Annotated in this window: 13 protein-coding genes; 12 read left to right on the top strand and 1 reads right to left on the bottom strand. The window is 60.9% G+C overall.

The features are described from left to right. Positions 1-263: 263 nt before the first annotated feature. The 12 genes from J1M86_RS10795 (at position 264) to J1M86_RS10735 (ending at position 13,476) form a co-directional block, all read left to right on the top strand. Positions 264-1,463, top strand: a complete 1,200-nt coding sequence (locus tag J1M86_RS10795; RefSeq protein ID WP_206509786.1) for a site-specific integrase — start codon at positions 264-266, stop codon at positions 1,461-1,463. 103 nt (positions 1,464-1,566) lie between these two features. Beyond that, a complete protein-coding gene (locus tag J1M86_RS10790; RefSeq protein WP_206509785.1) occupies positions 1,567-3,879 on the top strand; it encodes a site-specific integrase in 2,313 nt (770 codons plus the stop codon). Positions 3,880-4,345: 466 nt separating this feature from the next. Continuing rightward, the gene (locus J1M86_RS10785; protein WP_206509784.1) at positions 4,346-4,744 is read left to right on the top strand and encodes a GntR family transcriptional regulator; all 399 of its coding nucleotides are present in this window, start codon (positions 4,346-4,348) and stop codon (positions 4,742-4,744) included. After that, a complete protein-coding gene (locus J1M86_RS10780; protein WP_206509783.1) occupies positions 4,741-5,598 on the top strand; it encodes an ATP-binding cassette domain-containing protein in 858 nt (285 codons plus the stop codon). The genes J1M86_RS10785 and J1M86_RS10780 overlap by 4 nt, the downstream gene beginning before the upstream one ends. Then, entirely contained in the window at positions 5,595-6,647 is a 1,053-nt protein-coding gene (locus tag J1M86_RS10775; RefSeq protein WP_206509782.1) for an ABC transporter permease, read from the top strand. The genes J1M86_RS10780 and J1M86_RS10775 overlap by 4 nt, the downstream gene beginning before the upstream one ends. After that, positions 6,644-7,708, top strand: a complete 1,065-nt coding sequence (locus J1M86_RS10770) for a hypothetical protein (protein ID WP_206509781.1) — start codon at positions 6,644-6,646, stop codon at positions 7,706-7,708. The genes J1M86_RS10775 and J1M86_RS10770 overlap by 4 nt, the downstream gene beginning before the upstream one ends. A 93-nt stretch (positions 7,709-7,801) precedes the next feature. Next, the gene (locus tag J1M86_RS10765; RefSeq protein ID WP_206509780.1) at positions 7,802-8,428 is read left to right on the top strand and encodes a DUF1109 domain-containing protein; all 627 of its coding nucleotides are present in this window, start codon (positions 7,802-7,804) and stop codon (positions 8,426-8,428) included. 19 nt (positions 8,429-8,447) lie between these two features. Continuing rightward, on the top strand, positions 8,448-9,044 hold the full coding sequence (locus J1M86_RS10760) for a hypothetical protein (protein WP_206509779.1): 597 nt from the start codon (positions 8,448-8,450) through the stop codon (positions 9,042-9,044). A 771-nt stretch (positions 9,045-9,815) separates the two neighbouring features. Next, complete coding sequence (locus J1M86_RS10755) at positions 9,816-10,748, top strand: hypothetical protein (protein ID WP_206509778.1); 933 nt, start codon at positions 9,816-9,818, stop codon at positions 10,746-10,748. Beyond that, on the top strand, positions 10,748-11,116 hold the full coding sequence (locus tag J1M86_RS10750) for a hypothetical protein (protein ID WP_206509777.1): 369 nt from the start codon (positions 10,748-10,750) through the stop codon (positions 11,114-11,116). The genes J1M86_RS10755 and J1M86_RS10750 overlap by 1 nt, the downstream gene beginning before the upstream one ends. Positions 11,117-12,072: 956 nt before the next feature. Beyond that, the gene (locus tag J1M86_RS10740; RefSeq protein ID WP_206509776.1) at positions 12,073-12,897 is read left to right on the top strand and encodes a hypothetical protein; all 825 of its coding nucleotides are present in this window, start codon (positions 12,073-12,075) and stop codon (positions 12,895-12,897) included. Between the two features lie 24 nt (positions 12,898-12,921). Next, positions 12,922-13,476: a DUF2716 domain-containing protein gene (locus tag J1M86_RS10735; protein WP_206509775.1), complete on the top strand. Its 555-nt coding sequence runs from the start codon at positions 12,922-12,924 to the stop codon at positions 13,474-13,476. Positions 13,477-13,706: 230 nt separating this feature from the next. Here the strand turns inward: J1M86_RS10735 and J1M86_RS10730 are convergent, their stop codons facing one another. Beyond that, positions 13,707-13,964, bottom strand: a complete 258-nt coding sequence (locus J1M86_RS10730; RefSeq protein ID WP_206509774.1) for a hypothetical protein — start codon at positions 13,962-13,964, stop codon at positions 13,707-13,709. Between the last annotated feature and the right edge of the window lie 26 nt (positions 13,965-13,990).

Raw genomic sequence — 13,990 nt, 5'->3', positions numbered from 1 at the left:
CGACGCCGCAGACTTCGCTTCATGCTGCGGACCGCACCTTCGCTCCCCCTTACAGGGCTTCTGACGCTGGGCTTCGACCACACCCGTTTCCAGATGAAGCCGCCAGCCTGCTACCGGGCCACCTGGCAGCTACCCGGACCGGACTCACACCGGCAAGCGACGACGAGCTTACGAACAAACCGATCTATAAAGACCCCCTGTTCAACTGGACGCACGAAAGCCCGAGGTTAAGCTGCCGGTCTGACGCTACGGGGGTGCGTGGGATGGACGAGTTAAAGCGTGTAGTGCGCGAGGGGCGAGTCGAGCTATCGAAAGTTGGGGCGGTCGAGCGGATCGAACCACCGAGTGGCCCGATTCCGTACATGGTGCAAATCGGCGGCCTGGAGGTCATCGCCATCTCGGAGTACCTACGAAGCCTGACGCTGTCCGACGTGCGTCCGCTGACGGTGCGGTCGTACGCCCATGACCTCCTACGCTGGTGGAGGGTTCTCGCTATGATCGAAGTGCCGTGGGATCGCGCAACCCGGGAAGACGTCGAAGTCATGGTCGGATGGCTACGCACTGCCGACAACCCACAACGGCATCGCACGATAACCTCTGCGGCACAATCCGGTTCGGTGAATGTCAAGACCGGGAAACCCGTACTGGGAACAGGCTATTCGCCGTCGACCATCAACCACGCGTTGACGGTGATCTATTGCTTCTACGAATACCAGCACACCTTCGGCCGTGGTCCCGTCGTCAACCCAGTGCCCTCGTCCAGGAACCGTCGCCGCCTGGGTCAAACCCGGAACACGCCCACTCAGCACCATCAACGCCGATCACCCCTACGGCAACGTCAACCACAGAAAGCACCCCGTTCGATCCCCGACACCTCATGGGACCAGCTGGTCGCGGTCCTCAAACATGACCGTGACCGAGCCATCTTCGAGTTCGCTGTCTCCTCGGGAGCGCGAGCGAGTGAACTTCTCGGTGTGTGCGGACGACACGTCGACTGGGGAGACAGCCGGGTGTGGATCATCTCCAAAGGCAGCACCGCACTGTCCCCGGTCCCGGTATCACCGCTCGCTTTGCGCTATCTCGCTGCGTATTTCGCGCAGACACGCGAAGTCGGCATGGACGAGCAGGTGTGGGGGACGTTGCGAGGGAGACGTAGACCGTTGACGTATTGGGCACTGCGGCGAACGCTACAACGCGCCAACGACGAGCTCGGCACCAACTGGAGCTTCCACGACATCCGCCATACCGCAGCCACCCGCATGGCCGGAGACCCAGAACTGTCGCTGGTCGAGGTGCAGACCGTCATGCGTCATCGGCATCTGACGACGACAGAGTTGTATCTACTTCCCCGCATTGAGGATCTAATCGACAAGATGCAGGAGCACTACACTCGTCCCCGCCCGATGAAGACCTTCGTAACCGGTTACGCAGCTGACGACATCGCGGTGGTGTTCGGTGAGTAACACACGGCTTGATCGGCCGAACAGGAAGGATCGAAAGCCGGACTCGTTCAGAGCTACGAGATTCAGCAGACCGACTATTGTTGCAGCACCTCCGATTCCGCGTTTGCGTCATCACCGCGGCGATCTCAGCAACGCCTCACTCGCATCGCTCCGCGTACTCGGATCTCAGTTGTGGCCGGCCCCGAACAGTCGCAGAGTCAACCGAAATCGGGGTCTTTATCTGCTCACCGAGTATCTGCGTGGGCACCCTGGATCTACCTGGCAGGAACGCTGGGACGCCAGCGACCTTCATACACTGGCGCTGTCCGCCGCCGAGCTGACCACGACAGAAGCCGCTCGCGCTCAGTTCGGGCAAGCACTGGGCGCGATGTTCGCGCTACGGGTCATCCAACCGACCTCGAGTGCGTTCAGGGCCAACAAGCTGATGAAGTACACCGACCAGTTCGTGATCGCAGAATCAGATCCGCAGCTCGACAGCTATATAGCCGCCGTCCTTGCCTCGGATTCGACCGAGACGTTCAAGTCGCGTGCAGTCATCGAAGTTTGCACAGCTCTGACCGTGCAGGGGATCCCGTTCTCTGACTTGACCCCTGAAGCATTCCTTCACCACGCCACGGTCACCCGCGAGACGACCTCGCGCACCGGCTTGCACACGCTCAAGTACATCGGCCATCTCGCCTGGCAAGTGATGCACCAGATCGGCCATTTCCCACCGGATTCACCCTCCACGCTCCGTGGTGCACTGCGCTCACCTCAATTGACCACGACCGAGATGGTCGACCGACACGACATCACCAATCGCGAGGTCCGGCAGATGTTCATCGACTATCTCGATCGTCGCGAACCCGACCTCAAATACTCTTCGCTCTCGAACACGGCCGCGATTCTCGTCGGTCTGTTCTGGAAAGCCCTCGAAGACATCCACATGGAACAGTCGGATCTACGAGTATCCGACGAGCTTTACCAGCAGTGGAGGGCCACCCTGGCCTTCCGAGTCGACGGCACCCCGAGGTCTGGACCGTGGGTGATCACGATGGCCGTGCAAGCACTGTATTACGACATCCAAGCGTGGGCTGTCGACGAACCCGAGAGGTGGGCACGATGGTCGGCGCCGTGCCCGGTCCCGCGCAGTGATGTGCGAGCACAGGCAGCCCACAGACGTCGCGTCCAGGAGCAAACCTACGATCAGATCCGCGTCCTGCAACCGCTTCTACCGATCCTGGTGGACTACGTCGATCAACGGAACCAGCACTGGCGACGAGTACTGGAGTTGGCCAGCGCTGCAGGCCACAACGAGCAGTTCGATTACGAGGGCCACAGCTATACCCGTGTAATCACGGGCGGTGATACTCGGCTGATCGAGGCCGGTAATACCCCAGGAGTGCATGTCCGCAGTCCGCGGTTCGGGCGCACCGTCGACGTCGAACTGTACGAAGACGCCGCGTTCTGGGTGTGGGCCGTCATCGAAACGCTGCGGTACAGCGGAATTCGTATCGAAGAACTCACCGAACTGTCCCACCTGAGCGTTCGGCAATACCAACGTCCCACCGGTGAAGTCGTCGCACTGCTGGTCGTCGCACCCTCCAAATCCGACCGCGAACGCGTCATCCCCATGTCAGCAGAGCTGTTCCATGTCATCGCCTGCATAATCCGGCGGATCACCAAGAACGCCCGATCGGTCCCACTCGCCACGAGATACGACGACTACGAACGCACCACCCTCGCCCCGCAACCATTCCTTTTCCAACGACGCATCGGACAACGCTTGGAAGTGATGACCAACGGCGCCATCGGCACCACCATCCGCAAAGTCTGCCAAGACCTATCCGAGATCGATCCGCGTTTCGACGGCGTTCACTTCCGCCCACACGACTTCAGACGCCTGTTCGCCACCGAGCTCGTCAACAACGGCCTCCCCATCCACATCGGCGCGGCACTGCTCGGGCATCTCAACCTCGACACCACCCGCGGATACGTCGCAGTCTTCGAAGAAGACGTCACCCGCCACTACCAAACGCACCTCGAACGACGACGAGCGCTACGACCACCCGAGGAGTATCCACCAGTGACCGCTGAGGAATGGACCGAATTCGAGGCACACTTCGACAAACGAAAGGTCGAACTAGGATCCTGCGGGCGGCCATACGCCACACCATGCAGTCACGAACACGCCTGCATCCGGTGCCCCATGCTTCACGTCGACCCGAAAATGATCACCCGACTCACCGAAATCGAAACGGATCTCGCGTCGCGCCGCGAGCGCGCACGATCCGAAGGCTGGATCGGTGAAATCGAGGGCATCGACCTGACCCTCACCTTCCTGCGAAGAAAACGTTTCGACGCCGAACGGTTGTCCAAGCAAACCACAGCTCTGGGCCTTCCTGACTTCCCAGACGAACCCGCAATTCACCCGTGAAACAGACGCTCCCCCGTGAAAGGCCGACGGTTTGATGTTGAGGTGTCGGTAACCCGACCGAACAATGGCTGCGGTGGCAACGTAGACAGGCACCCCCGCCGTCGCCCCCATCTCGTCAGCAAGGTGTTGGGTGTGTAGGACGGTTCTTAGGGCAAGGGCTACAGGTACTCGCGAGCCTTAGCTGCTATTCGTACCCGTCCCGTCTTCACTATTCCCATAGCCACCCTTGAAACAATCACTGACGAGTAAGGGTTCGGGACATGTTTGACCAACGTCATCACCGCGCCGTTCCAACCAACTGTCCTTCTCACGCTTGTTCGGCGGTGTGATGCGCCGCGTGAGCAGCTTCTCCGAGCTAAGAGCCTTGGCCATATTTGTGTCGTGCAACCAAGATCCGAACAGCAATAGCTATCGAACCTGTGCAATACTTATTCCACTAACCAACTAGTGGAATGCAAGGGGTGCGATGGTCGCGTATCGGATCGATCGGCGTTCAGGCATCCCCGCGTATGTCCAACTGGTTTTGCAGACCAAGCAGGCACTCCGGCGCGGTGAGCTGACGGTCGGCGACCAACTCCCCACCGCCAAAGACGTTGTCGAAACACTCACGATCAATCCCAATACAGTCCTGAAGGCGTATCGCGAACTAGAACGTGAGGGTTTGGTTGCACCTCAGCCCGGTGTCGGCACTTTCGTCGTTGCATCCCTGGCCAAACCCGGCATGGCGGAAAAGACGGCGTTGCAGCGCGAGCTCAACCGCTGGCTGGATCACGGCATCTCTGCAGGCCTGGACAGGGGCGACCTCGAAGCGTTGGTCGTATCGGCACTCGACTCCCGCTACGACAACGAAGGAGAACAGCCATGACCGACACAGTGCTGACGATGACAGGCGTCGACAAGTCGTTCCGCCGAACCCCAGTACTCCAGGACTGCGTGTTCTCCGTGGAACGTGGCACGGTGACCGCCCTCGTAGGGTCGAACGGCGCAGGCAAATCAACGATCATGTCCCTGGTGGTCGGACTGTTGAGGCCCGACCGAGGTGAGGTCATCGTCCTCGGTCAGCGCGTCGGGCAACGCGGAATCACCCCGGGGCTGTCCTATCTGGCTCAACACAAACCGCTGTACCCGCGCCTCACGGTGAAAGAGATGCTGCATTTCGGGCGGACTACGAATCCGTCGTGGAACCACGATTACGCCACCGAGCTGGTCGACGCCGCCGACATTTCGATGTCGGCGAAGGTCAAATCGCTATCGCCCGGACATCGAACCCGTGTCGCACTCGCCCTTGCTCTCGGCAGGCGACCGGAACTGCTGTTGCTCGACGAGCCATTGGCCGACCTCGACCCCGTTGCCAGACGCGACGTCGCACGGACCTTGATGGCCGACGCCGCCGAGCATGGCACAACCATCGTCCTGTCCTCGCACGTCCTCTCGGAGCTCATCGAAGTAGCAGACCAGCTTTTGTTGTTGCGAGAGCACCGAATTCGGTTGGCCGGCGCGATCGACGACATCACCGACAACCACTACCTCATGGCCGGATCCGGCGATCCCGCGGCAGCGGCGCAGGGTGGCTCGGTGATTGCCGAAATCAACGGTCCCAGCGGCACGGCCTTCGTCGTGCACGGCACTCGCCCCACGGCCGCACCCGGATGGCGGATCGACGACGCCACCCTCGACGACGTCGTCCTCGCCCACCTCCGAGCCAGGAGTGAGTCGTGATCAGAGTGACGTGGAGACAGTTCCGCGGAACAATCCTCGTGGGCGTGTTGACACCGCTACTCCTGGCACTTGCGATCGCAGCAGTGACGTCGGTCGCCAGCCGTATCGGGTCGCCCTACGTCTTGTTCGATTGTTTCGGGTTGTCCACCACGACATGCCTGACAGAAACGGCGCTGACCCTCGGGAGCCTGGCGACCCTCGCGCTACCCGTCGTACTCGGTGCCTTCATCGGGGTAACGGTGTTCTCGCGGGACATCGAGCGCGGTACTCACGTTCTGGGTTTGACCCAGGCAGTGGGACGTATGCGCTGGTACTGGACACGCGTGTTGGTGGTATTCACCCCTGTCGTCCTCGCGATGGTGGTCCTCGGTTACGTGGTTCTGTGGTCCCGCTTCGGATCCAACCCGTACGGGGGAAGTCTCATCGACGCCATCACCTCGCGTTTGGAGTTCCCGACGTTCGGCACCATCGGCGTTGCCCCTGCGGGCTACACAGCGCTTGGGCTGGTCGTCGGCAGTTCTACAGCGTTGTTGTTACGCAACACGATCGGCGCAATGATCCTCACTCTCGTTGCCACCGTTGCTGTCATCGTCGCTTTCCCTACCGTCGTTCGCGAGCACTACGCAACGCCGGAGGTACGCCACCTCACCCTCGATGCAAGCGAGTCAGGCCGAAGCGTCGCCTACGTCATGGACCCCGCCGACATCGGGCGACCGAGCTGGCCCGTCGACTCCTACTACGCAAACTCCACCGAGCAGCGCATCGATCTCCCGTCCGGGGCGTGTCCACTCGACGACGGCCAATGGCCCGAGCCACGCCCGGACGAGACCACCGCCGCTTTCGACCGACGGTTGGACGACTTCATCGCGAATCGTTCACAGGTCCGTATGGATTGCTTGCGGTCGCTCGGAGCCGACCACTACGACAACCTTTTCTTCGAAGATCGCATGCTCTGGCGATTCCAGTTCACCGAAGCGGCACTCTGCCTGCTGCTGGCGGCGGTACTGGCCGGCGCTTCGACGCTCTCGGTTCGGCGGTTGCGCCCGTGATCTGGTCTGCGTGGCGATTGAATCGCACGCCCCTGCTGGTTTCGCTGGTGTTCATCGCGATCCTGAACGTCTCCGCGTTGACGGCGGGGGTGTACGTTCCGGACTACCCACAGATATCGTGGTCGTTCCCTCGAATGTGTTCGCGATGGAACGATGTCGGCCCATGCAGGCCGGAAACCGCACTGACCTTGTCGACGCTGTTCGCGCTGCTCCTGCCGTTGATACTCGGGATGTTCGTCGGAGTCCCCACATTTGCACGTGAAGTCGAGCCCAGAACTCATGTCCTTTCATTGACTCAGGTGGGCAGTCGAATTCAGTGGTACTTCGCCCGCATCGTCGTGGTGTTCCTGCCGATCTCGGCGGCCATGACGTGCCTCGGGCTGGCCCTGCACTGGGCGACCGGCCTGTCTCGGGATTCTTCGAGCGCCGAATATGGACCGTCGGTCAGCTTCTCGTGGTTCGACTTTCCGCATTTCGAGACGGCCGGCGTGGTTCTCGGCGCATACACGCTACTGATGTTGCTGATCGGTAGCACCCTGGCGCTGATGTCCCGCAGCACAGTCGTGTCCATGCTCACCACGTTTGTCGTCTTTCTGTTCTTCGTTCCGGTGGCATTCACGTGGATTGCGCGCGAGCACTACGGAACGCCCAACGTTGTCAGCGAAGCGATCAACGGCCTGGAACGTGAATCGGAGTACCCCCCGAACCCGTACTACACCGACGACGGAACATGGGTCGTCGGTGCCGGCTACGTGGATGCCGCTGGCGACCGCGTGCGACCCGCAACCGAAGGCTGCGCAACTCCGTATTCGGATGACTACCTGAAGAGACAAGATGGCGAGTCGGATGAACAACTCAGAGCGCGAAGTCAGGACGAATATCGGACGCGTGCTTCGCAGTTCGATGAATGCCTCCGCGATCAGGGCGTAGACCGCTACGACGTTCGCTTCTTCTCCGAGGACAGCTTCTGGCGATTCCAAGCCATCGAGACCGGACTGATGCTCGGATTCAGCGGAGCGGTCGTTGGAATGGGACTGTGGCGAGTCCGCCGACTGGACTGACTTGGCCTTTGGCACACCGAAGTAAGCAGACGGGGTCTTTTAGTGAACCGGTCAGACAGGTTCGGTCGGTTGACATCCAGAGAGAGTGGTTCGATGACGATGTTGCAAGCGCTCGATGAATGGGTGGGAGGAAAGTTAACCGGCGAGCCGGCATTGCGGAAGCCACCTGGCCGAGTTCTCCTGGCTATCGTCTCCGCCGGCGTCGTTGTGTGGATCTGCCTGCAGCGCAACTTGTGGCCCTCCCCTTTTGGGAAGTTCGCCTGGCTCGATCCCCTGCTCGTCACCCTTGCCATGATCTTGGTTTTCGTCGCTCTGGGTCTGTTTTGGGCCATTCGTACCCTCTACGTACTTCTGGCTGATCGTCGGTGGTCCTGGTGGATCCTTCCTGCGCCAATCGTCGTATGCACAGGTGTCGCCGCCTTGGCACTGCTACCACCGCAATCGATGCTCGATGAACGAGCTGGATTCGAAACTGTCGCCTCGGACCTACTGCGTACGCCCGGAACCACTCGCCAGGATTTCGAGATCGGTCCATTCGACCTAGGGTTCGCTCAGGCAACCCCGGACGGCGAGGTCTACTTTCACGACGAGGGCAGCATGTTCCTCACCACGGTGGGATGGGTGTACTCACCCGCTGGTGAATCGGCCGGATTCGATGACTTCACCGCAACACATTTGGACGGCCCCTGGTACGAATTCAGAGCCACATGGCGCGATTGAAAGTCAAAGGATGTAGGTCTTGACTGACGACACAGAACAACAGACGCGGGCTCGACCAGGTTTCGGCACCGCATTCGCGGCGGTTGTGTTCCTCCTACTTCTCGCAGGGAACCGATTCGAATGGTGGGACTATCGCTCGCAGTGGAACCTCTTCCTCGACCTGGTGATCGTGTGGGCAGCGGTGGCCGGCCTCATCGTTGTCGGCGTGGTGTGGACTTACCGCCTGTACAGCTATCGCAAGAACCGTCGGCGGTGGCCATGGCCGAGCATCATTGCGCCTGTCACGGTCTTGGTTGCTGCTGTTGCCTTCGTTGTGATCGAACTACCGGTAGACCGCGACTTCGAGCGCGCCAGAACGCAGATGGAGGACCTGGCCACATCGATGCTCGACGAGGGCAATCAGCGGCTCGTGTCGATCGAAATCAGCGGCGTACCGTTCTCGACGGTGTACATCGCAGAGAACAACTGCGTGTACTTCGTGGATAGCAAACGCAGTAGCACCCTTTCCCGAACCGGATGGCTCTACACCGCTCGGTGCACTCCACATCCGAACAACTTCCGTGGGCGCGAGGAGTTAGCGCCTGACTGGTTTGCCTACCGGCAACAAGGATCATGAACTGAATCCCACAAGAATCATCACACTTCGAGCGGATTGACGAGGCTCAGCCGCCAGCGTCGAACTGGCAATGGCCCCCCACCCCAGGTCAGCGTCGATGGTTATTCCGCTGCGTGTGGGATTCTGGTTTTGATAGCCGGAATGCCGAGTTCTGCGGTGAGGTGTTGCAATCTCAGTTTGGGACACTGTCTGAATGAGAACGCCGGATCTCGACTCAGACGAACATCAGGCGACTACTACCCGAGCACAACACCGCGGATATCAAGCAACTGGCGGAGTCGACCTCACCCAGCTCGGTGGCCCGCCAGTGGTCGCGACTGTCCCGACTCTCAACTGCCAACCTCGGCGTTCACCGCTACGGATTGATGTAGAACTCGGCTCCTGCGGGCAGCCCTGCGCTGCAACGCAAGTCACGAACACGCCATATTCGCTACCATATGATTGCACGTCGACATCAAGAAAATCAGTCGGTTCACCGAGATCGAAACTGACCTCGAACCGTGGCACGAGCGCGCACAGACCCATGGGCTGAATCCGTGAAATCAAGGGCATCGACCCGACGCTGGCGTTCCTGCGCACCACTGCGCTGAGCCTCAGGTCCTATAGCTGAAATGGCTATTTGCGGCCCGCGGCAAGCGAAGGGGTGTCGTGGGGGTAGACGGTAGCGGGCGTGTCATCCTGGTCAGTGCGGTGACACTGCTCCATCCTGAGGAGCATCCACGGGTCTGGTTAGAATGACGTCATGACTGCTTTCGATTCGCCGAAAGGCGCATGACCAGCTCGCGAGTATTCCGGCCCGGCCCTCTCGCCGGCCACGGCCCCGATCTATGGCTCCTCGACGTCGCCAAGCCCGTCCTGCTTCGACGCACCCGGGACGGGTCCACCACCACCCATGTCATCCCCGGCGGCTCCTACGGGTCCGGCATCGTCGGCCACACCCCGCGGTGGTTGCACGCCGACTCCTCGGGCTGCTGGATCGTAGGCGCCGACGGCATTGTTCATTGCGACCATCGGGGCACCGTCACCATGGTCCAGTCCACTCGGACATCGGCGTCGGCTCTGCTGAACGGTGTGCTGGCGACGTCGGTGGCCGGTGTCGACGAGCTGGTCCTGCGCTCTATGGACGGTGTTGTCGCAACCGTCGTACTTCCGGCCGAGGTGCGGACGATCTATCCGTCCGGACACGGGTTCGTGATCCTGATGCGCACCGGACGCTATGAGCCGGGGGTGGAACGCGGATCGTGGTGCGCACACGTCGGACTCGACGGAACCTTGGTACTCGGTACGGCATGGGAGATCGGGCCCTGGCGCGGGTTGGACACCGTCGTCGACGTGGGAACGCAGATCGCCATCGGCAAGGGCGCCTCGTCCGGGCAAGCGCTCGACGCCGAACTGACGCCTGCGTTCACCCTGCCGCTGACATCGCAGTTCCCGCCCTGGGCGACGGCATCGGGCGTCTGGATGGTGATGCGATCGTCCACATTGGTTCACCAACTCGGCGATTCGACGTTCGCGACGCAGTCCAACAATGCGCAGCCACATTTCACTTATTTCTGCCTCGACCGCAGCCTGACACGTCCCGAACGGTGGCCGGTGCTCCTGGGTTCCCGATCGGATTGGCGGTGGCACCGGAACTCGACGAACTGTGGATCTCGACGACGACCGGCACATTCGTCGGAGCGCAGAAGTCGGACCGATTGGTAATGACAGAAGTCGAATTCGATTCGCTGCCAGAGCTTACCGTCACCGCGCCGCTCGAACTGGGCGATCCGGACGAGTGGACCGAGCGTCAACGGATCCGGTTGCTGGCGGAGAACAAAACCGCGGGCCTTCTCGACATCGAGATCGACGGCTGGTTCCCCACCACGACACTGATCTTGACGTTCCGCATTCGAGGGATGAACGGCGTGTGTGCGCGATCGATGTCAGTCTTCGATCGCGACGGTCGGCCGCGGCTGTGGCAGAGCGCACCGAGGCTGATGGAATGGGTCAACCTCGACATCTTGGAGTCAGGCGGTCTCGAGCGTCTACGCAAGAAGGAACCCGGCCGGTTCGGATACGTGTGGACGTGACTTCTGCTGGTGCGGTTGCGACACCTGGAGCCGGCTCCGACGCCCAATATTCAACCAGTGCACACTGTTCAGAGATGTTTGGTCGCGTCACTTGAGATGGGAAAAGAAACGTGCGTAGCTTGCGTGCCCTGCTTTCACTTTTCGGCCTGGGGATAGGCCTGCTCGCGACGGTGGTGCTAGCGCTCTTCTCCAGTGCTCCATCTCGCTCGGACTATGCGTTTGTGGTGGGTCGGAGTACGCCGACGGTACTGAGCTTCACAGAAACGCCGCTGGTGTTCGTAGTGGGTGTCCCCATCCTTTGCGCACTCGTCGGTTGGGTCACCGCACTTGTCTTGACCAGACGGGGATGGGCGATCGGCCGAGCCGAACGGGTCTGACCGACCGACCTCGAGTTCATAGGGCTCGACAAGGACGAGTCCGGAGCTTGGCGCTCTGACCTCGGCACGAGCCGCGAGGTACCCGTGCCACCGCTGCAGTCGACACCACCTTCTCCGCGAACGAGCGAACACACACGCGGAACGGTCCAGGCCTGGCACCCAGAGGAAGGGTCAGGAGTTGTTGCCTCCGAACGCACCCGCGGCGGCTGCTGGATCCACTTTTCGGATGTCATGGGCGGTGGGTTTCGAAAACTGACAGTCGGTCAAGAAGTCGACCTCGAGTTCGAAGATCTCGGGGTGAAGTACCCAGATGGCAACCAGGATGGTTACCGATACCGTGCGATCTCCGTGACGGGAAGGTAATGGCGCGTCAGCCGCCGGTCACGCTGTCTTCGTGATTCTCCAGCCGGTCAAGTCCAATTCGGCAGTTCGATGTTGGGATCGTCCAGGACAGTGACGAGCGGGCAAGAATCTTACCGGTGTGGCCATTCGGCTGGCCCACCCGTGAGCGGAGGCGCTACACGGGCGGATGGGCGTATCACCACAGGCGTCGGCAAACCAGAATGGAAGACTGTAGGAGTGACAACTCGGGCTACGGCGATGGACCTGCTCGACACCGTCCCGGGCCGCACATTCGTTGCAGGTCTTGTCGATGACTACCTCCGCGCAGGTGGCGGCAACTCCCAGTCTGCGTTCCTGCAGTCGCTATCGATGGACAAGTTGGTGTGGGCCGCAACGAACGACATCAGCAGCTACCTGTACGGCGCAGGAATCGACGCAGCGCTGTTGGTCGATCCGACCGACACCAACATCGTGGCTATGGCCGTCGCGGTCGCAACGGAACTCTCCGCCCCCTCCCGCGACACGTTCACCTCACCGCAGCATCACGAGGGCGCAACAGGGCCCCTCCGCACGCCGCACGTCACCAACAGGCGCGGTTCGAGTGAAGTGCTGCCGGACGGTGCATTCTGGACCTCGACGCCGCTTGGCGATTGCAGCAAAAATTCCTGGACGTACAGCCGCGAGACCAACACACCCGCAGAGATCCACGAACTGCATTTCGACCCGACGGAGATCGGGGTCGCCCGAATCGACAGCGCGACCGATTGGTCCACCCTGCTGCGCTCACACGCACGAGCTGATTCCAGTCCCGGAACCTTGTTTCCGGATTGGGTCTCTATCGCGGAACATTATGATGCGGTTCATCTTTCGCTATTGGGTTTGCTGTCCGCGCAGCCTCGCCTGTCCGAAGTCGCCGCCAGTGATTCGAGTCAGAACTACGCGCACAGCAAGATGGGGACCTGGGCCGGGGTAGGCGATTGGTCGACTGTCAGCACAGCCTGGATCAGGCTGCCGCGGCAGAGACGCTGGACACCGATAGTCCAAAAACCGATCGACGGTTGAAGGTTGCCCTGCAACGATGATCAGATGGCAACGAAGAGGACCCGAGACTTCAGGTCTGCGCTCCCCGTTGGGTGGTCGGAACTGGGCAAGGATTTGGAGGCCAAGCACTGGGCCACATTTAAAGGCAAGTTCGGGTTCCGTCCGGGGACCAAGCCTGACGCCTGGCCCGCTATTGCAGAACCCGCCCCATCGATGGCATTCGACCTCGGCGCCGATGACGTGCGCACCGGATCCTCCTTCGCCGCGCGAGTAGACGCGATCAACGCCGAAGCCCTGCGGTGCTTCGTCACCGAATTCGCCGACGACCCCACCTTCGTCGTACTCGACTGGCAACACATGTGCTACCGCTTCGACGCAAACGCCCACGCCGTCGCAGGGGAGGACGCGGAGTGGCGCGTGCCCGTCTACCCGAACGGCGACTATTACATCTTCGCGCAAGACGATTTCCGCGAAGGAACTTTCGGTCACCCGTGGGAACAAACGCTCTGCGTTTACGGACCGAGAATGGTGACCACCCTCGGACACACACTTACTACCTGGCTCACCACACTCCGCGTCGACGGCCACAGGACCGACTGACATCGATCCGACCTCAGCGCCCCACCAACCAACGCAGCATGCCTGGGCACCCCACCCACCACACCTTCCAAACCGCGTTCACATCGAACGGCCGCGCATACTTTTACGAGGAAGCGATCGCCATTGAGTCCATATCGAATAATCCTCACTCGGACCGGCGGCCTTGCAGTTCTCGAAAACTGCGATGTTCCAGCGCAGTCTTTTGCCTTTTCCCATTTCGGGACACGCACCTAGTAGGTAAGCGCGTTCCTCAGATCGATGTTGACCAAGCGGCTTGCTTGTTCGCGCAGTTGGTTGATCGTCGCGATCGAGGGCGCTGGTGTGGGGGTGAGAAGCGTCCAGCGAAGGACAGTTCCGCCTGCACCGTCGTCGGCCAGATCGAACTGGATGAAAAGCCCCGGAGCTTCGCGCCACGGCGAACTCCAAACGACGCGATCTTCTGCTGCGCTTTCCACTATCCGGGGTAGCTGTTCGCCTTCGAGCGTCAATGGCCAAGGAAACCCAGAATTGCGAG

The sequence above is a fragment of the Rhodococcus sp. KRD197 genome (assembly GCF_017168235.1).
Lineage (GTDB): Bacteria > Actinomycetota > Actinomycetes > Mycobacteriales > Mycobacteriaceae > Rhodococcoides.
Note: the sequence above shows the minus strand (reverse complement) of the source record. Positions and strands in the feature narration are given on the sequence as shown.